Origin of the sequence: Blautia sp. Marseille-P3087, assembly GCF_900120195.1 — a bacterium.
Lineage (GTDB): Bacteria > Bacillota > Clostridia > Lachnospirales > Lachnospiraceae > Blautia_A.
Genome location: NZ_LT635539.1, coordinates 486,193 through 503,780 on the forward strand (window position 1 = coordinate 486,193; position 17,588 = coordinate 503,780).

At 42.9% G+C, this 17,588-nt stretch carries 17 protein-coding genes and 1 other annotated feature; of the genes, 1 reads left to right on the forward strand and 16 read right to left on the reverse strand.

What is annotated here, in order from left to right; all coding sequences use genetic code 11:
• Positions 1 to 9: 9 nt before the first annotated feature.
• From plsX to pta, 8 genes are all read right to left on the reverse strand, one after another.
• Entirely contained in the window at positions 10 to 1,044 is a 1,035-nt protein-coding gene (plsX, locus tag BQ7344_RS02250) for a phosphate acyltransferase PlsX (protein ID WP_072521247.1), read from the reverse strand.
• 149 nt (positions 1,045 to 1,193) lie between these two features.
• On the reverse strand, positions 1,194 to 3,023 hold the full coding sequence (locus BQ7344_RS02255) for an ABC-F family ATP-binding cassette domain-containing protein (RefSeq protein ID WP_072521248.1): 1,830 nt from the start codon (positions 3,021 to 3,023) through the stop codon (positions 1,194 to 1,196).
• Positions 3,024 to 3,041: 18 nt separating this feature from the next.
• A complete protein-coding gene (locus tag BQ7344_RS02260) occupies positions 3,042 to 4,385 on the reverse strand; it encodes an MATE family efflux transporter (protein ID WP_072521249.1) in 1,344 nt (447 codons plus the stop codon).
• Positions 4,386 to 4,569: 184 nt separating this feature from the next.
• Complete coding sequence (rpmF, locus tag BQ7344_RS02265; protein ID WP_005425421.1) at positions 4,570 to 4,752, reverse strand: 50S ribosomal protein L32; 183 nt, start codon at positions 4,750 to 4,752, stop codon at positions 4,570 to 4,572.
• A gap of 3 nt (positions 4,753 to 4,755) precedes the next feature.
• Complete coding sequence (locus tag BQ7344_RS02270) at positions 4,756 to 5,283, reverse strand: YceD family protein (RefSeq protein WP_072521250.1); 528 nt, start codon at positions 5,281 to 5,283, stop codon at positions 4,756 to 4,758.
• A 93-nt stretch (positions 5,284 to 5,376) separates the two neighbouring features.
• Positions 5,377 to 6,255 carry a ribokinase gene (locus BQ7344_RS02275; RefSeq protein ID WP_072521251.1) on the reverse strand — a complete coding sequence of 293 codons (879 nt, stop codon included), beginning with the start codon at positions 6,253 to 6,255 and terminating at the stop codon, positions 5,377 to 5,379.
• Positions 6,256 to 6,377: 122 nt separating this feature from the next.
• Positions 6,378 to 7,568 (reverse strand): acetate kinase, encoded by a 1,191-nt coding sequence (locus tag BQ7344_RS02280; RefSeq protein WP_072521252.1) that lies wholly within the window; start codon positions 7,566 to 7,568, stop codon positions 6,378 to 6,380.
• A gap of 41 nt (positions 7,569 to 7,609) precedes the next feature.
• Entirely contained in the window at positions 7,610 to 8,617 is a 1,008-nt protein-coding gene (gene pta / locus BQ7344_RS02285; RefSeq protein ID WP_015542567.1) for a phosphate acetyltransferase, read from the reverse strand.
• Between the two features lie 274 nt (positions 8,618 to 8,891).
• Between pta and BQ7344_RS02290 the strand changes: the two genes are divergently transcribed.
• Entirely contained in the window at positions 8,892 to 10,208 is a 1,317-nt protein-coding gene (locus tag BQ7344_RS02290; RefSeq protein ID WP_072521253.1) for a tRNA(Met) cytidine acetate ligase, read from the forward strand.
• A gap of 85 nt (positions 10,209 to 10,293) precedes the next feature.
• Here BQ7344_RS02290 and BQ7344_RS02295 read toward each other — a convergent pair whose 3' ends face one another.
• The 8 genes from BQ7344_RS02295 to coaE form a co-directional block, all read right to left on the reverse strand.
• Positions 10,294 to 11,082 carry an ABC transporter ATP-binding protein gene (locus BQ7344_RS02295; protein WP_072521254.1) on the reverse strand — a complete coding sequence of 263 codons (789 nt, stop codon included), beginning with the start codon at positions 11,080 to 11,082 and terminating at the stop codon, positions 10,294 to 10,296.
• A gap of 3 nt (positions 11,083 to 11,085) precedes the next feature.
• Positions 11,086 to 11,997 (reverse strand): ABC transporter permease, encoded by a 912-nt coding sequence (locus BQ7344_RS02300; RefSeq protein ID WP_072523325.1) that lies wholly within the window; start codon positions 11,995 to 11,997, stop codon positions 11,086 to 11,088.
• A gap of 54 nt (positions 11,998 to 12,051) precedes the next feature.
• Positions 12,052 to 13,077 (reverse strand): ABC transporter substrate-binding protein, encoded by a 1,026-nt coding sequence (locus BQ7344_RS02305; RefSeq protein ID WP_072521255.1) that lies wholly within the window; start codon positions 13,075 to 13,077, stop codon positions 12,052 to 12,054.
• A gap of 65 nt (positions 13,078 to 13,142) precedes the next feature.
• Positions 13,143 to 13,390 (reverse strand) — a binding site (T-box leader).
• A 33-nt stretch (positions 13,391 to 13,423) separates the two neighbouring features.
• The gene (locus BQ7344_RS02310) at positions 13,424 to 14,305 is read right to left on the reverse strand and encodes a hypothetical protein (RefSeq protein WP_072521256.1); all 882 of its coding nucleotides are present in this window, start codon (positions 14,303 to 14,305) and stop codon (positions 13,424 to 13,426) included.
• Positions 14,306 to 14,520: 215 nt separating this feature from the next.
• A complete protein-coding gene (locus BQ7344_RS02315) occupies positions 14,521 to 15,885 on the reverse strand; it encodes a PFL family protein (protein WP_072521257.1) in 1,365 nt (454 codons plus the stop codon).
• Positions 15,886 to 15,913: 28 nt separating this feature from the next.
• Positions 15,914 to 16,186 carry an ACT domain-containing protein gene (locus BQ7344_RS02320; RefSeq protein WP_072521258.1) on the reverse strand — a complete coding sequence of 91 codons (273 nt, stop codon included), beginning with the start codon at positions 16,184 to 16,186 and terminating at the stop codon, positions 15,914 to 15,916.
• 17 nt (positions 16,187 to 16,203) lie between these two features.
• On the reverse strand, positions 16,204 to 17,001 hold the full coding sequence (locus BQ7344_RS02325) for an MBL fold metallo-hydrolase (RefSeq protein ID WP_072521259.1): 798 nt from the start codon (positions 16,999 to 17,001) through the stop codon (positions 16,204 to 16,206).
• Complete coding sequence (coaE, locus tag BQ7344_RS02330; protein WP_072521260.1) at positions 16,998 to 17,588, reverse strand: dephospho-CoA kinase; 591 nt, start codon at positions 17,586 to 17,588, stop codon at positions 16,998 to 17,000. Before coaE ends, BQ7344_RS02325 begins: the two co-directional genes overlap by 4 nt.

The following is a 17,588-nucleotide window of genomic DNA, read 5'->3' on the forward strand; positions in this document are numbered from 1 at the left end:
CTTCTTTTTTTATTCTTTATCCGGTGCCTCAAAATGAACCGACTGAATACGTTCTGCAATTTTTTCGTTGATCTTCTGCTGTTTGAACTGCACACACTGGAAAATCGCGTGTTTGATCTCAACAGCCTTCGCGCTTCCATGCGTCTTGACAACAAGTCCTTTGAGTCCGAGAAGCGGAGCCCCACCGTATTCGGTAGCATCAAAACTCTTCAGAGTCTGTTTCAGTGCAGGTTTTACCAGAAGTGCTCCAATCTTGCTCTTCATGGTACTCATCATTCCTTCTTTTATTTTGTGGATCAGCTCAGAGCTGACACCTTCATAAAGTTTGAGAATGACATTTCCGACAAAAGCTTCGCAGACAATAACGTCTGCATAGCCGGCTGGAATATCCCTTGCTTCAATACTTCCGATAAAGTTGATTCCCTCTGCTTCTTTAAGAAGCGGGAAGGTCTCTTTGACAAGTGCATTGCCTTTTTCTTCTTCTGCACCATTATTGACAATCGCAACACGTGGATTTTTGATTCCGACAACATGCTCCATATAGATGGAACCCATTTTTGCAAACTGTACCAGATGAGATGGTCTTGCATCTACATTTGCTCCACAGTCAATCAGAAGCGAGACTCCCTTGGCGGTCGGAATCAGCGGGGCAAGCGGCGGTCTCTCAACGCCTTTGCTTCTGCCCACCAGCACCTGCCCGCCTACAAGAACTGCTCCGGTACTTCCGGACGAAACAAACGCATCTGCTTTTTGTTCTTTGACCATTTTCAGCCCGATAACGATGGAAGAATCTTTCTTCTTACGGATTGCAAATACCGGAGGTTCTGCTGTTTCGATTACTTCTGTTGCATTTACCACCTCAATCCTGTCTGTCGGATAATCCTGATATTTCTTAAGTTCTGAATAGATCACTTCCTCCTGTCCTGTAAGAATCACCTGAATATCATCCCGCTCCTTCACAGCGTCCACTGCAGCTCTGACTGGTTCCACAGGTGCAAGATCTCCGCCCATGGCATCTACAACAACTTTTACTAATTCTGCCATATTGTTCCTCCTGTATATTCTGTATCTATTTAAAAATGTCCTGTAATGATTGTAAAAAATCTCAAACTTTATCATACTAAAGAATCAGCAGAAAATCAACCCTGTTCCTGGTTGATTCTGCTGATTCCATATATCAGATATAGAATTTTCTATTTCTGTGCTTCAATCTGTTCTGCAAGATCATTCAGATACACCCAGCGGTCCATCTTTTCTTCAAGCTGTGCCTCTGCTTCTTCTTTTTGCTGTGTAAGTTCATTTAACTTACCGGAATTTGTTGCATTAGCCATGATATCAGCATCCAGTTTCTCAATTTTGCTCTCCAGCGCTGCAATATCATCATCAATCGTTTCAAATTCACGCTGCTCTTTGTAACTGAATTTCAGTTTTGAAGGACGATTTTGTTTCCATGTTTTTATGGATTCTTTCTCTTCAGCAGAATCAGCAGAAACATTTTTTGAAGCAGAAGATTTTGCGGACAGTATTTCCTCTGAAAGGCCTTTACGTTTTTTTGCTTCAAGGTAATCTGTGTAGCCACCTTCATACTGTGTAAGATTTCCCTCACGGTCAAACTCAAAAATACGGTCTGCAAGATTATCAAGGAAATAACGGTCATGCGATACGGCGATCACAATACCTGCAAAAGAATTCAGATAATCTTCCAGAATCGTCAGTGTAGGAATATCTATATCATTGGTAATCTCGTCAAGCAGCAGCACGTTTGGAGCAGATGCGAGTACTTTCAAAAGATAGAGGCGCTTCTTTTCACCACCGGAAAGCTTCTCGATTGGTGCATACTGCATGGCAGCATCAAACAGAAACTGCTCAAGAAGTTTTGATGCACTGATCAGTCCATCCTTTGTCGGAATAAACTCTGCAACGTCTTTGATATAATCAATAACGCGCTGCGAAGTATTCATATCTTCGATTTCCTGTGAAAAATATCCGATCTTTACAGTATCACCGATTTCAACCTCTCCGCTGTCCGGCTGAATGATTCCTGCTATGATTTTAAGAAGAGTGGATTTTCCGCAGCCGTTCGGCCCTATGATACCGAGACGCTGATTTTTCAGAACAATATAATCAAAGTCCCTGATGCATACACGGTCACCGAATCTTTTTGAAATATGATGCAGTTCAATTGTTTTTTTGCCCATTCTCGTCTCGACAGAATCGATTGCAACATTGGAATCCCGTACAGGTGCTGACAAATTTTTCATTTCTTCCAGACGGTCAAGACGTGCTCTCTGCTTTGTGCTTCTCGCGCGACATCCACGTTTTGCCCATTCAATCTCCATACGGAGGATACTCTGTTTTTTACGCTCAGAAGCCATTTCCATTTCTTCACGCTGAGCTTTTAATTCAAGAAATTCCGAATACTTTGCTTCATAACTGTAAAGTTTACCGTGGCTGATCTCCAGTATCTTATTCGTAACGCGATCAAGAAAATAACGGTCATGTGTAACCATGATCACAATTCCCTTAAAGCGGTTAAGATAATCTTCAAGCCAGGACGACATCTCATTATCCAGATGGTTGGTCGGCTCATCAAGGATCAGCACATCGGTGGGATTTACAAGCACGGCAGCCAGCGCTACACGTTTTTTTTGTCCGCCGGAAAGATGTGCGATCTCTTCTTCGTGCTCCTCGATTCCCAGTTTATTCAGGACCATATGTGCTTCTGTCTCCGGATTCCAGCTCTGTTCTCTCTGACCCTGTGTCACATAGGAAAGAATCGTAGCCCCTTCCGGGAAAGTCGGATGCTGAGAAAGAAAACTGATACGCAGGCCATTCTGCATGATCACCTGACCGTCATCTGCTTCTTCCAGTCCTGCAAGGATACGCAGAAATGTTGTCTTTCCTGTTCCATTGATTCCGATGATTCCTATCTTGTCTCCCTGATGGATTCCGCAGGAAATATCATCAAAGATCACTTTATCTCCATAAATTTTACTGATATGTTCCAGGTTTAAAACATTCATGTCTTTTTCTCCTCGCCGTTAAATCTGTGATTCTTTTTTTGGAAATTTCATAAAATAATAAATAATAAACAAAACAGCGGTAATTCCCCACGAAACCGGATAACTCAGCATGATCGTGTTGATTCCGGAATGAGTCGGGAAGACACCGAACATCCATATAATACGGATCAAACATACACCGCCACATGTAAGCAGCATCGGAACCAGCACCCGTCCTGCTCCACGGAGTGCACCGGACAAAATACCGATCACAACATACATAAAATATGACGGAAGCAGGAAATGCATCATATCCACGCCAATCCGAACAACTCCCTCGTCCGTCGTAAACAGACGGTAAAGAGGACCTGCCAGTGCATACAGGACACCGCTTACCAGAAACGCTCCTGCATATGCCATCACCATGCATACACCCACGCTCTTTCGCATCCTGCGCACTTTCCCTGCACCAAAATTCTGACCGACAAAGGTTGTGATCGAGATTCCAAAGGCATTGACAACCATCCAGTAAACTGCATCGATCTTTGCAAAGGTTCCCCAGGCAGCCACCGTATCGGTACCAAGTTCGTTGACAAACACCTGAATGATCAGGTTTGCAATCGTGTACATCGTTGCTTCCAGTGCTGCCGGGACGCCGATTCTAAGAACTGCACGAAGAGATACTCTGTAAAAACGAATTTCCCGAAGCTTTAACCGAAACAACGGATGCTCCTTCATCAGCATTGATGTAACCAGAATCGAGCTGATTCCCTGACAGGTGACAGTTGCCAAAGCAACACCCATAACTCCCAGGTGAAAAATCACTACAAGCAGGATATCAAGAACGATATTCAGTCCGCAGGTGACCATCAGGACGTACAGAGGTCTTCTGGAATCTCCTACGGCACGGAGAATTGATGCCCCCATATTATATATAATATTGAAAATCATTCCACAGAAATAAATATGTAGATAAAGTCTGGAATCAGCCATTAATTCCTGTGGTGTCTTCATAAGTTCAAGCACCGTATTCGTAAGAAAAAGCCCGATCACAGCCACCACCAGACCAATCGCAATACCAAATGCATAGGAAGTGTGAAGTGTCTTATTTAAATTCTTTCTATCTTTTGCTCCGTAAAACTGCGCCACAATGACGGAAGCTCCGGATGTCAGACCGACAAAAACTTCCACGACTAGATTTACAATCTGATTTACAGAACCACCGACCGCCGCCAGTGCTTCTTTACCTACAAAACGACCGACAACAATACTGTCGGCCGTGTTATATATCTGTTGAAAAAACGTTCCGATTACAATTGGAAAAAAGAAAATCAAAAGCTGTTTCCAGATCACACCCTCTGTGATCTGATTCTTCTGTTCCATAGAATTCCTCCACGATACTATAATAATTCCTTATCTGTACAAGTATAACAGAGGTAAGTCTGAAAAGCAATGCAGAGAAAAACCGTCCTGCATAAAATTTCTTTTACACAAGACGGCGTCTCTTTTTTACTTTATAGAAAAAAACAGAACCCCGTATCAGGATTCTGTTTCTCATAATCTGTGATTAGTCTTCAACTTTCACGATTTCTTTCTTGTTGTAGCTTCCGCATTCTTTACAAACTCTGTGAGGCATCATCAGAGCACCACATTTGCTGCATTTTACCAGATTCGGAGCGCTCATCTTCCAGTTTGCACGTCTTTTATCACGTCTAGCTTTAGATGATTTGTTCTTTGGACATATGGACATAGGTTACACCTCCTTAAATTTACTAAATATATCACTGATAGCCGCCATACGTGGATCCTTTGGTTCCTCAGCACATCCGCAGGATCCTTTATTCAGATTCTTCCCGCATCGGCTGCAGATTCCTTTACAGTCTTCTCTGCAAAGGACTTTCAAAGGCCAGCTCATCAGTACCTCAAGATAGACCAACCGGTCCACATCCAGGTCCATACCAGTGAGATAGTCGTTCTCATCCAGATCCTGTACTCTTTCAGTATCAGATTTCTTCATATCAAGTTTCTGCTCAATTTCATACGGAATCTTAACAGCAACCTGCTCCAGACAACGATCGCACGGAATACCTACAGTTACACTGCCGATTCCCTTCAGCTCAAGAACCTTATTACCTGTATTTGTTATCTCAAGTTCTACCGGTGTTTTCTCCAGAATCGGATAATCTCCCATCTGAAATGAAATCTTGTCCAACTCAAGTTCCGGCTGGAGCTGTATATGTTTTCCTTCACTGTCTGTAACATCTGATAAATGAATCTGCATAGTTCTCTCCTATTCACACTTTATCAATTATACATAGGAGGTACCTGTTTGTCAACGAAATTTTTATTTTTATTTCTATATTTTTCCGCTGTTTTATTTCTCCACAACTTCACTCCGAACAGGAATGGATGCCGTCGCGCCGGCTCTGGAAACTGCAATCGCGGATGCCTTTGCAGCAAGCTTGAGCCCGTCCTGAACAGGCATTCCATCAATAATAGATGAAATGAAATATCCGGTAAATGTATCCCCTGCCGCTGTCGTATCAACAGCCTTTACTTTAAAAATTCCCTGACGGTAAATTCCTGTTTCATCCTGATATACGGAACCGTCGCCCCCAAGTGTCAGAACGACTTTTGCCTTTGGATAAAGTTCTTTCACTTTCGCAAGAATTCTGTCAGGTTCTTTTTCTCCGGTAATCTGGAATCCTTCGATCTCATTCATCAGGAAAAGACTTATCTTCGACAGATCACATTTTTCAAGTGCACTGTCAAAAGGTGATGGATTCAGAATGATCATCATTTTCTTTTCGTATGCACGGTCAATGATATAATCCAGTTCATTGATTTCATTCTGAAGGAGGATGATATCACCCTCATCAAAAGAATCCAGAACTGAATCTACAAATTCCTTTGTCATACTTCTGTTTGAGCCTCCAAAAAGGAGGATACAGTTCTGACCATTCCGGTCAACCTGAATGACTGTATGACCGCATGGCCCCGGAATCTGCCTGATAAACTCTGCATTTACACCGTTCTCTTTACATACTTCAAGCAATGGTTCGCCGCCTTCTCCGATCAGTCCGGCATGATATACAGGAATCCCGGCCTTTGCCAGTGCAATGGACTGGTTCAGACCTTTACCGCCACAAAAGGTCTGTCTGCTTTTTGATGCCTGTGTCTCTCCGGGAATCAGAATGGATTCCACCTGGTACACATAGTCCAGATTAAGAGAACCAAAATTTAATACTTTCATTTCTTAAATTCCCCCATTTCTTTCAATCGGATTATGATTTATTTTCATATTACTATATGACTGACAGTAGTGAAAAAAAGGGCCTGCCAGTGACAAGCCCTTTTTAATCCATTTATAACTTATTATTTTACTAAAGCTACTGTATCTCTGCAGATTGCAAGTTCTTCATTGGTAGGAATAACTGCAACCTTAACTTTGGAAGACGGAGTAGAGATAACGATTTCTTCGCTGAATGTATCATTTGCTTTGTCATCGATCTCAACACCGAGGTATCCGAAGTAGCTGCAGACATCTTTACGAAGCTGTCCTACGTTTTCACCGATACCAGCGGTAAATACGATTGCATCTACACCGTTCATGGCTGCCACATAACCACCAACGAATTTAGCGATACCATAGCAAAGTACATCATAAGCGTTCTTTGCATCTTCGTTTCCGTCTGCAATTGCAGCTCTGATATCACGCATGTCACTGCCGACTCCGGACATACCCTGAAGACCAGATTTCTTATTCAGGACATTCATAACACCTGCAATATCAAGATTTTCTTTCTTTGCGATAAACTCAACGATTGCAGGGTCAATGTTACCGGAACGTGTTCCCATTACAACACCTTCAAGTGGTGTAAGACCCATAGTTGTATCTACGCATTTACCGTTTTTTACAGCACTGATGGAAGAGCCGTTTCCAAGGTGACATACGATAACTTTGGAGTTATCTTTATCAAGTCCAAGGAATTCAACAGCACGTTTGGATACGAAGCTGTGGGAGGTTCCGTGGAAGCCGTATCTTCTTACTTTATATTTCTTATAGTATTCAATCGGAAGTCCGTACAGATATGCTTTTGCAGGCATTGTCTGATGGAAAGCTGTATCAAATACACCTACCTGCGGTACGCCCGGCATCAGCTCAGAGCAGACATCAATACCGATCAGGTTTGCAGGATTGTGAAGAGGTGCAAGATCATTGCACTCTTTTACTGCTGCGATCATTTCATCTGTGATTACTGCAGAAGCTGCAAATTTCTCACCGCCATGTACGACACGGTGTCCGATTGCATCTACTTCTTTAAGGCTCTTGATTGCACCTGTTTTTTCATTTGTAAGAGCGTCCAGAACGAACTGGATAGCTTCTTTATGAGTAGGCATAGCACATTCTGTGATTTCTTTGTCAAGTCCGGCTTTCTGATAAACCAGTCTTCCATCGATACCGATTCTTTCGCAAAGACCCTTTGCAAGAACGTCTTCTGTATCAGAGTTGATCAGCTGATATTTCAGTGAAGAACTTCCGCAGTTAATTACCAATACATTCATTTTAATATTCTCCTATTCGATATGATTCAGATATGTAGATCTTATTTATCCTCAGCCTGGCACTGTACAGCAGTAATTGCAACAACACCAACGATATCATCTGCAGAGCATCCTCTGGAAAGGTCGTTGACCGGTTTTGCGATACCCTGTGTAACAGGTCCGTAAGCTTCTGCTTTACCAAGGCGCTGAGCAAGCTTGTATCCGATGTTTCCTGCATCAAGGTCAGGGAATACCAGAACATTTGCTTTACCTGCAACTTCGCTGCCCGGTGCTTTGGATGCGCCAACGCTCGGTACGATTGCTGCGTCAAGCTGGAATTCACCATCAAGTTTGAGTTCCGGATGCTCTTCTTTTGCGATTCTTGTAGCTTCTACCATCTTATCTACGTCGGCATGTTTTGCACTTCCCTTTGTTGAGTGTGAAAGCATGGCAACGATCGGCTCTTCCTCAACAAGAAGCTGGAAGGATTCAGCAGAAGAAGCAGCGATAGCAGAAAGTTCTTCCGGAGTCGGGTTCTGGTTCAGGCCGGAGTCAGCAAATACAAATGCACCGTTTGCACCGTATTCGCAATCCGGAACTACGATCAGGAAGAAAGCGGATACAAGCTTTGTTCCCGGTTTTGTTTTCAGAATCTGCAGACATGGACGGAGTGTATCTGCTGTAGAATGGCATGCACCGGATACCATACCGTCTGCATCACCCATTTTTACCATCATTACACCATAGTATGGGTACTGAGTATGAAGGATCTCTTTTGCTTTTTCAGGTGTCATACCTTTTTTAGCTCTCAGTTCTACAAATTTGTCAATGTATGCCTGAGTTTTGTCAGATGTCTCTGGATCAACGATGGTTGCTCCGGAGATATCGAATCCGCCTTCAGCAGCTTTCTTATTGATTTCTTCTTCGTTACCGATGAGGATGATCTTAGCAACTCCCTCTTTAAGAATCTTATCAGTTGCCTCGATAGTTCTCATATCCTCTGTCTCTGGCAGTACGATAGTTTTGATGCTTTTTTTTGCTCTTTCTTTGAGTAAATCAACAAATCCCATGATTAAATGGCTCCTTTCGTTATTTCGGTCAAATGACCGCGTGAGAGTCTGAAACATGATCTCACAGCTAGAATCATTATACCCCCTGTTTTCGCGCATTTCAAGTAGTTGACAAGGAGATTCTTCCAAAGAGTGGTATTTTTTGACGTGCAATCCTGACAGAATGACGAAAAATTCTGCGTTCCGTATTTTAGTGATAATATTGTCACGCTTCCAACACTGTGTTACAATATCGAAATCAGCCAAAATATACAAAAAGAAGTAGGAAGGCAATATGAAAGTAACTGGAATCATAGCAGAATATAACCCTTTTCACAGAGGACATAAATACCAGATAGATTACTGCAAAAAAGAGCTACATTCAGATTATGTGGTCGTTGCCATGAGTGGCGATTATGTACAGAGAGGTACACCGGCGCTTCTCTCAAAACATGCTCGGGCAGAAATGGCACTTCGATGTGGCGCGGATCTCGTGCTTGAATTGCCGGTATCGGTGAGCACAGCCAGTGCGGAAGCCTTTGCTATGGGTGCTGTCTCTATGCTGGATGGACTACGTGTTATAGACCATCTCTGTTTCGGTAGTGAATATGGGAAAGTTTCTGCTTTGCGGGAACTGGCTGCTGTTCTTGTCAGTGAGCCCAAAGAATACCGTCTGTTTCTGAAAGAATTCTTAAGTGCAGGCTGCTCTTTCCCGTCAGCACGCAGTCAGGCACTGGTGGAATATTTCAAAAACCCTCATAACTTCGAAGGAGATACTTTCGACGGCATTCTGACTCCGCTTTTGAATCAGATCACACAAATTTTAAATTCACCCAACAACATTCTCGGAATTGAATATTGTAAGGCTTTAAATCGGCTGAAAAGTAATATAAAACCAGTTACATTGAAACGCCAGGGGATGGGGTATCACGATACGCTTACCGTTGCTTCTTCTGCTCATGCCGTATCTGCTGACATTTCCGGCAAAAATCTCCCCTTCGCCTCTGCTTCTGCCATTCGTGAACTTTTAACTTCCACTCTCACACAGGAAACAATTGCACAGATTTCTGCACAGGTTCCGGATGAGGCTTCCGCATTCTTTGTTTCTTCTCTGCGAAACAATGGATACCTGAGTGAAGAGGTTCTGGACGATCTTCTTATCTATCGAATCATGTACGAAGATGCAGAATCTCTTTCGCAATATCTGGATGTTTCGGGAAATCTTGCAGAACGCATAATAAACTGTCGAAATGAGATCTCCGGTTTCACACAGGCCGCTTCTCTTTTGAAAACAAAAGATCTTACCCAGACACGCATTCAGCGTGCACTGCTTCACTCAATTTTACAGATACGCGAAGCTCCTCTGTTGGTTCCTTATTCACGCGTACTCGGATTTCGCAAAGAAAGCAGTCCGCTTCTGAAAGAAATCAAAAAAAACAGTGCCATTCCAGTGCTTACAAAACTTGCCGATGCCGATGCATTCCTCGATGAGACAGGAAAACGCCTCCTGAGCGAGACAACAGCAGCATCCAACCTTTATGAAAAGCTTCTCTGCAAAAAAAACGGACAGAAATTTATTCACGAATATCAGAAACAGATAGTTATTTTATAACTAAATATGTAAAACAAAAACAGCCGTCATCGATTTGGAAATATTATCTCTTCCCTCTCGATGATGGCTGTTCTGCTATTTGATATTATTCTGACAGCAGGATTCTGTCATTATCAAGAGCCTTTCCGGCTCCGCTTCTGAACTTCTTAAGAAGTCCCTCAACTGTCATGTTCTTTTTCTCTTCGCCACCGATATCCAGAACTATCTTACCGGAATCCATCATTAAAATTCTGTTTCCAAGATCAATTGCGGACTGCATATTGTGTGTGATCATCAGACAGGTAAGCTGATGTTCTTCTACTATACGTCTGGTCAGAGACAGGACTTTCTCTGCCGTTCCCGGATCAAGTGCTGCAGTATGCTCATCCAGAAGAAGCAGTTTCGGCGGATTCATTGTTGCCATAAGAAGTGTCAGCGCCTGTCGCTGACCACCGGAAAGAAGTCCGACCGGATGACTCATGCGTTCTTCCAGTCCGATATCCAGTTTCTTTAATTCTTCACAGAAACGCTCTTTTTCCTGTTTGGTCGTATGGGAAAGCCAGCCACCTCTGCCGGCTGCAAGCGCAAGATTTTCTTCAATCGTCATTCCCGGAGCAGTCCCCCTCATCGGATCCTGATACAGGCGTCCGATACTTTTGGCACGTACATGCTGTGGAGTAAATGTAATATCTTCTCCATCCAGAATAATCGAGCCGGAATCTGTAAGGAAATCCCCGCAGACCGCATTAAAAAATGTAGATTTACCGGCACCGTTAGAACCGATGATCGTGGCAAAATCACCTTTTTTTAATTCAAGCGAAAAATCTTCCAGAGCCTTTTTTTCATTTACAGTGCCCGGATTAAATGTTTTTGAAATATGGCTGATTTTTAACATGGATCATCTGCCTCCTTTTTGGTGTGTCATCCTGCGTCGGATCTGCGGCCACTGTTTTTTCAGATATGGACCGGAAATTGCAAGAACAACAATAACAGAAGATACAAGTTTCAGCATAAATGCCGGCATATTAAACCGGAGCGCGATCGTATATACAAGGCGGAAAATAAAGGAACCAAGTACCATTCCCACTGCTCTTGCAAAGATGCCGCCATGTCCGAGAAGTGTACCTCCAATCAGAAGGGATGCCAGTGCGATGGTGACCATACCCTGTCCGATATTGATATCTACGGATTTCTGCGACTGAGACAGAAGGCATCCGGAAAGTGCGGTAAAAGCATTTGCAACGCACAGACCGATGACTGTTGTAAATACCGGGTTGATGGAAGAAGATTTTACCATATCAGAGTTATTTCCTGTTGCTCTGATCGCAAGACCGAGTCTTGTTTTCAGAAAAAATACAAGAAATATAATTACGAGAATCACCGCGATTGCTGCAATGATGATATCTTCTCTGCCTTTTAACGGAGTTCCGGCAAGTGCATCCTTCATCATACTGAACACCGTTGTTGTACGGTTCATATTGATCAGGGACGAGCCGCCCATGACCGCAATATTTACAGAATATAAAGCTGTATTTACGATAATTCCGGCAAGCAGACTGTCCACACCGAGTTTTGTCTGCAGAATCGCAGTTACAAAACCGGAAAGAACTCCAGCAGCCATTGCTGCCACAATAGACAGAAACGGATGCCCGCTAACAGCTACTACCGCTCCCACAGCGGCACCAAAAGTAAAGCAGCCGTCTGTGGAAAGGTCACAGACATTCAACATAGAATAACTAAGAAACAGGGCAAGAACTGTCAGCGAACAGATCAGTCCAAGTTTCAGGGCAGTCTCTCCAAGAGAGAGCATTGTTGCAATTGTCACGGTAATTTCCTCCAATTGGTATTATTGGTTATAACAACCTTATTTTGTTTCTACATCATCAAAGCTTTCTGCAGTAGTAATTTCATTTACCTGTGTGCAAAGCGGCTCAAATGCTGTCTTGACAGTATCAAAATCAAGACCAAGCGCTTCACATGTTTCTGTGTTGACAGTTGCAGTGCCATTGTCAAATGTTTCAACAGCTGTTTCAGATGGTTTTGCTCCATCTACAAGGATGTCAGCGATCATATCAGCTGTTTTCTGTCCGAGATTTGCATAGTCAACGCCATATCCTACAAATGCACCGTTCAGTGCGAAAGAATCAGCTCCTGTGTAGTGAGGGATGCCTGCTTCAATGAATTTTTCATAGATAGAAAGCTCTGCTGTCATAATGGTATTATCTGTTGGTGTGAAAACTGCATCCACGCCATCGGCGATGAGTGCTTCTGCTGCAAGCTGAACTTCATCTGTTGTTGTTCCGGTACGCTCTACGTATTCGATACCTTCTTCATCAAGATAATCCTTTGCTTCCTGAATCGCTGTTGTGGAAGAATCCTGTCCGACATCATAAAGAAGTCCGACTTTCTTTACATCCGGGTTCTGTGCCTGGATCAGTTTCATAATCGAAGAAGTATCCAGATAATCACTTGTTCCGGTAATGTTTGCTCCCGGTGCTTCCAGAGAATCTACCAGGCCGGAACCAACCGGATCGGAAACAGCGGAAAATACGACCGGTGTATCTGTTCCTTCTGTTGCAGACTGCATACGCATTGCTACCGGTGTAGCTACACCAACCATCAGGTCTACATTGTCAGCCTGGAAGTCGGAAATGATCTGTTCCATAACACTGGCATCTGCATTGCAGTTATCATAAGATACATCAAAAGTAATACCTTTTTCTTCTCCGATCTCTTCCAGACGGGACTGAATATTGTCTACGATCTGATTCAGGGAAGCATCATCTACATAATTGCAGATGCCTACTTTAAAATCATCTGCCATTACCGGGGAAGCCATCATCATACTGGTTGCTACTGCTGCTGCGATTACTAACATTCTTTTTTTCATAGTCTTTTTCCTCTCTCTTTCTACATTTTATGTGCCATGAGAAAAAAAGAACCGTCCCAAGCTATGCTTGAGACGGTAATAATTTCTTATTATCGCGGTACCACTCAAATTGACGTATCGTCCACTTTCTCATGTACAAACATACACTCCTGATTGATAACGGGTTCGGTTCCCGTCAGCGCCTACTCTTATGATCATCATTTCGGGCTGCCCTCGAAAGGCCATTCAATAATCTGCCTCATACAGGATTCCACCACTACCTGCTCTCTGAAATGATTCAGGATTATTTACTCTTCTTTCTCATCGGTTTTGCTGTTTTCTACTTTACCACAGGAAATTGTGAATGTCAATCATTTTTTATAAAACTGAACAAAGGTTTTTTCAGACTGAGTGCCAGTGACAGAGGATCCACATGACCATTGACTGCAAGTATTGCCGGATCGTATTTCCAGAGCTGAATTTCCGACTGTGTTTCTGCATTCAAAAGTTCGTGGCCGCCTGTATAATGAAAGTCCTTTTTATTTACTGCATAGGATGGATAACCTTTTCCTTCTTCTGTGTCTGCTATTATGCCGCCTTTTATAACATCTTTATCAAGATAAATTATGTCTGCCAGCGGTGAAATCAGATACGGTTCCAGTTTATATAAAATCTCATCCGGTGAACTCTTTCCCTTCAGATATTTCTGTACACCGGTCTTTCCTGTTTCAAAACACCCGGTCTTTTCAAGCTGGCGAAAAGCACGTGTTATCGTCATTGCAGAACACCCCAGCGCTTTTACTGCACCATGCATATAGATACAGTTTTCTTTAGCATAGTACCAGTAGAAGAGCAGTAGTTGTGTGGACGGCTGTAACGTTTCCGTACTTTGTATTTCCATTCGATACTTTTCTTCAAGACAGGTACCCATAAACGGAAGATAAATCTGACTGTCCGGCACTATAAATGAAATATGTGCTTTTATGAATGCAGTCCTTCTGTATGCGTCTATCATATCCATAATGAAAACTACAGGCAGTGCTTCTTCCATTTGGATACGACGAAGTTGCTTCTTCAAAGAGCCAATCTGACTTAGTTTATCTTTGGGCCATAGGAAAATACATTTCATTTTATCAAGTTCCACAAGCCGCATTTCATATCGTTCGGTAATGTAATATGGTAACTCCAATTCACCTTTCCAACGATGATATTTCACTGACACACCAAGCATTTTCTCCAGATATTCCATTCTGTTATTCTCCCATATATATTTATAACTTAAAAATCATATTATAACATATATAATGTTATATCATAATTATTATGTTAAATAAAGGATTTTCAATAATTTTGCACAAAAAATCCCCTGACAGAGGATTCTCCGGGATTTCCGGAAATATCTCCTTCAGGGGATTCGTTATTATAACATCGTCCAGTAAAAATCAGACATTTTCTTGTTTCGCATCAGTTCTTGAAGCTGTGGATCGGTGCCGGGATGCGTCCACCGCGCTCTACAAACGCATCACAGGAGAACTTGTTAACCGGCATGATCGGAGCATATCCGAGAAGTCCGCCAAACTCTACTGTCTCTCCTACTCCTTTACCGATAACAGGGATTACACGTACTGCTGTTGTCTTCTGATTGATCATACCAATCGCAGATTCATCAGCAATGATACCCGCAATTGTAGATGCCTTTGTATCACCCGGAATTGCAATCATATCAAGACCTACAGAGCAGACACAGGTCATTGCTTCGAGTTTTTCTAGTGTCAGTGCACCTAGATTTACAGAATCAATCATTCCCTGATCCTCGCTGACCGGAATAAATGCACCGCTCAGACCGCCTACTGCCTGTGCTGCCATAACACCGCCTTTTTTGACCTGGTCATTCAAGAGTGCAAGTGCTGCGGTCGTTCCAGGTGCTCCTACTCTCTCAAGACCAATCTCTTCGAGAATTTCTGCCACACTGTCGCCAATTGCCGGTGTCGGTGCAAGAGAAAGGTCCACAATTCCGAACGGTACATTCAAACGCCTTGATGCTTCCTGTGCAACAAGCTGTCCCACGCGCGTTACTTTAAATGCTGTACGCTTGATCATTTCACATAAGGTCTGGAAATCAGCACCGCGAACAGATTCCAGTGCTGTTTTGACTACGCCAGGGCCGCTGACACCGACATTAATAATACAGTCTGCTTCTGTCACACCATGGAAAGCACCTGCCATAAACGGGTTATCATCCGGTGCATTACAGAATACTACAAGCTTCGCACAACCAAGAGAATCCTGCTCTTTGGATGCTTCTGCAGTTTCAAGAACAATCTCACCCATTAGTTTTACCGCATCCATATTGATACCAGTCTTTGTGGAACCTACATTAACGGAGCTGCATACACGTTCTGTCACTGCAAGTGCCTGTGGAATAGAACGAATCAAGAGTTCTTCTGCCGGTGTCATACCCTTACATACCAGAGCAGAATATCCACCGATAAAGTTTACGCCGATTGTTTTTGCTGCACGATCCAGCGTCTTAGCTATAGATACAAAATCTTCTGTCGTATGGCATGCCACACCGCCGATTAAAGCGATCGGTGTCACGGAAACACGTTTATTCACAACAGGAATACCAAATTCTGCTGCAATCTTGTCTCCTGTAGCAACCAGATCTTTTGCTTTGGTTGTGATTTTGTTGTATATCTTTTCATTCATGATATCGAGATCACTGTCAATACAATCCAGAAGGCTGATTCCCATTGTGATAGTACGCACATCCAGATTTTCCTGCTCGATCATCTTATTTGTCTCATTAACCTCAAAAATATTGATCATGTCAACTCTCCTTTTCTGTATGATACGATTAAATACGATGCATTACATTAAAGATATCTTCGTGCTGACAGCGGATCACTACGCCGATCTTATCGCCGATTTCAGAAAGTTCCTTTGAAAGAGCAGCTGCGTCTTTTTCTGATTTGCTGGTATCTGCAACCATCATCATGTTAAAATATCCCTGTACGATAGTCTGAGAAATATCCAGAATATTTACATTGTTGTCTGCAAGATACGTACATACCTTTGCGATGATGCCTACTGTGTCATTTCCTACTACTGTAATTATTGTTTTTTTCATGACTTTTATCCTTTCTTTTATACGGTAACTACATCGGAAATCAAATCCCGTTTCGCTACCTGAATTCTGAAATCTTTTGATTTGTAAGGGTTGTCTCCCAGTGTTACCTCTGAACAAACAGTCTCGTACGCAAGCTCTTCATAATTATTTTCTCTGCTTAGATGCCCCAGAAAAATTGATTTCATGTTGTCATGAAGCAATCTGCATAACAGTCTGCCTGCGTTTTCATTGGAAAGATGTCCCCGTTCTCCGAGGATACGTTGTTTCAGATAATATGGATATCTGCCTACCTGCAGCATCCGGATATCATGATTTGCTTCCAGAAGAAGAGCATCCAGATTCTGAAGGTTTTCAATGATATAATCGTTATATTTTCCAAGGTCGGTCGCAATTCCCACAGAATGCCCTTCACATTCCAGTCTATAACCGACCGGCTGTGCTGCATCATGCGGAATAGAAAAAGGTTTTACCGTAAGATCTCCGATTTCAAACGATTCATCCTCTTTTATTTCATGAAAAATCTCGTCCGGAATCTTGCCAAGTGCATTGGTACGGGCCATTGCGTCCACAGTGCCTCCTGTCGTATAGATCGGAATTCCGTATTTTCTTGATATAACCCCCAGCCCTTTGATATGATCGGAATGTTCATGCGTGATCAGAATTCCGTCCAGATCACGTCCGGTAAGATCAAGACTGTTTAAACCGGCCTCCATCTTTTTGCCACTGATCCCGGTATCGACAAGTACATGCGTATTCTCTGAACCTACGTAAATACAGTTTCCGCTGCTTCCGCTCGCAATACTGCAAAATCTCATAATTTCTTAATCCCTTCTTCTATCTGGTGCCATGTTTCCTCTGGCAGACCGTTATTTGTAATCACATAATCCGTATTCTGCCGGAAAAACGCCTCGGAAGCCTGTCTCTTTATGATGCTCAGAGCTTTTTCTCTTGTGTAACCTCTGCTGCTCATAAGACGTTCTATACGTATCTCCTGATCCGTATGTACATACCAGACCTGATCACAGAAAGCATCATACTTTTCTTCCAGAAGAAGCGCTGCCTCTACTACGACCAGAGAACAGCCGGCTTCCCTTTGCTGTTCAATCTGGTTCAATATAAATTGGCGAACAGCCGGATGAATAATCGCATCCAGACTCTGACGCATTACCTCACTGCCAAATACTACATCGGAAACCATCTTCCGGTCAATGGTTTTGTCATTTTTTATGACTCGTTTTCCAAATAATGCAACCACACTGTCATAACAGATCCCATCAGGCTCCATAACAAGATGTCCGACCAGATCCGCCTGAATCACATATGCATGATATTTTTCTTTCAGAAAATCAAGCACTGTGCTTTTGCCGGCGCCGACACCGCCTGTAATTCCCAGAATTTTCAT

Bases quoted from the DNA above. Each gene is read 5' to 3' on its own strand.
- plsX (WP_072521247.1), bottom strand. From the start codon at position 1,044: ATGGCAGAATTAGTAAAAGTTGTTGTAGATGCCATGGGCGGAGATCTT.
- BQ7344_RS02255 (WP_072521248.1), bottom strand. From the start codon at position 3,023: ATGAATGTTTTAAACCTGGAACATATCAGTAAAATTTATGGAGATAAA.
- BQ7344_RS02260 (WP_072521249.1), bottom strand. From the start codon at position 4,385: ATGGAACAGAAGAATCAGATCACAGAGGGTGTGATCTGGAAACAGCTT.
- rpmF (WP_005425421.1), bottom strand. From the start codon at position 4,752: ATGTCCATATGTCCAAAGAACAAATCATCTAAAGCTAGACGTGATAAA.
- BQ7344_RS02270 (WP_072521250.1), bottom strand. From the start codon at position 5,283: ATGCAGATTCATTTATCAGATGTTACAGACAGTGAAGGAAAACATATA.
- BQ7344_RS02275 (WP_072521251.1), bottom strand. From the start codon at position 6,255: ATGAAAGTATTAAATTTTGGTTCTCTTAATCTGGACTATGTGTACCAG.
- BQ7344_RS02280 (WP_072521252.1), bottom strand. From the start codon at position 7,568: ATGAATGTATTGGTAATTAACTGCGGAAGTTCTTCACTGAAATATCAG.
- pta (WP_015542567.1), bottom strand. From the start codon at position 8,617: ATGGGATTTGTTGATTTACTCAAAGAAAGAGCAAAAAAAAGCATCAAA.
- BQ7344_RS02290 (WP_072521253.1), top strand. From the start codon at position 8,892: ATGAAAGTAACTGGAATCATAGCAGAATATAACCCTTTTCACAGAGGA.
- BQ7344_RS02295 (WP_072521254.1), bottom strand. From the start codon at position 11,082: ATGTTAAAAATCAGCCATATTTCAAAAACATTTAATCCGGGCACTGTA.
- BQ7344_RS02300 (WP_072523325.1), bottom strand. From the start codon at position 11,997: ATGCTCTCTCTTGGAGAGACTGCCCTGAAACTTGGACTGATCTGTTCG.
- BQ7344_RS02305 (WP_072521255.1), bottom strand. From the start codon at position 13,077: ATGAAAAAAAGAATGTTAGTAATCGCAGCAGCAGTAGCAACCAGTATG.
- BQ7344_RS02310 (WP_072521256.1), bottom strand. From the start codon at position 14,305: ATGGAATATCTGGAGAAAATGCTTGGTGTGTCAGTGAAATATCATCGT.
- BQ7344_RS02315 (WP_072521257.1), bottom strand. From the start codon at position 15,885: ATGATCAATATTTTTGAGGTTAATGAGACAAATAAGATGATCGAGCAG.
- BQ7344_RS02320 (WP_072521258.1), bottom strand. From the start codon at position 16,186: ATGAAAAAAACAATAATTACAGTAGTAGGAAATGACACAGTAGGCATC.
- BQ7344_RS02325 (WP_072521259.1), bottom strand. From the start codon at position 17,001: ATGAGATTTTGCAGTATTGCGAGCGGAAGCAGCGGAAACTGTATTTAC.
- coaE (WP_072521260.1), bottom strand. From the start codon at position 17,588: ATGAAAATTCTGGGAATTACAGGCGGTGTCGGCGCCGGCAAAAGCACA.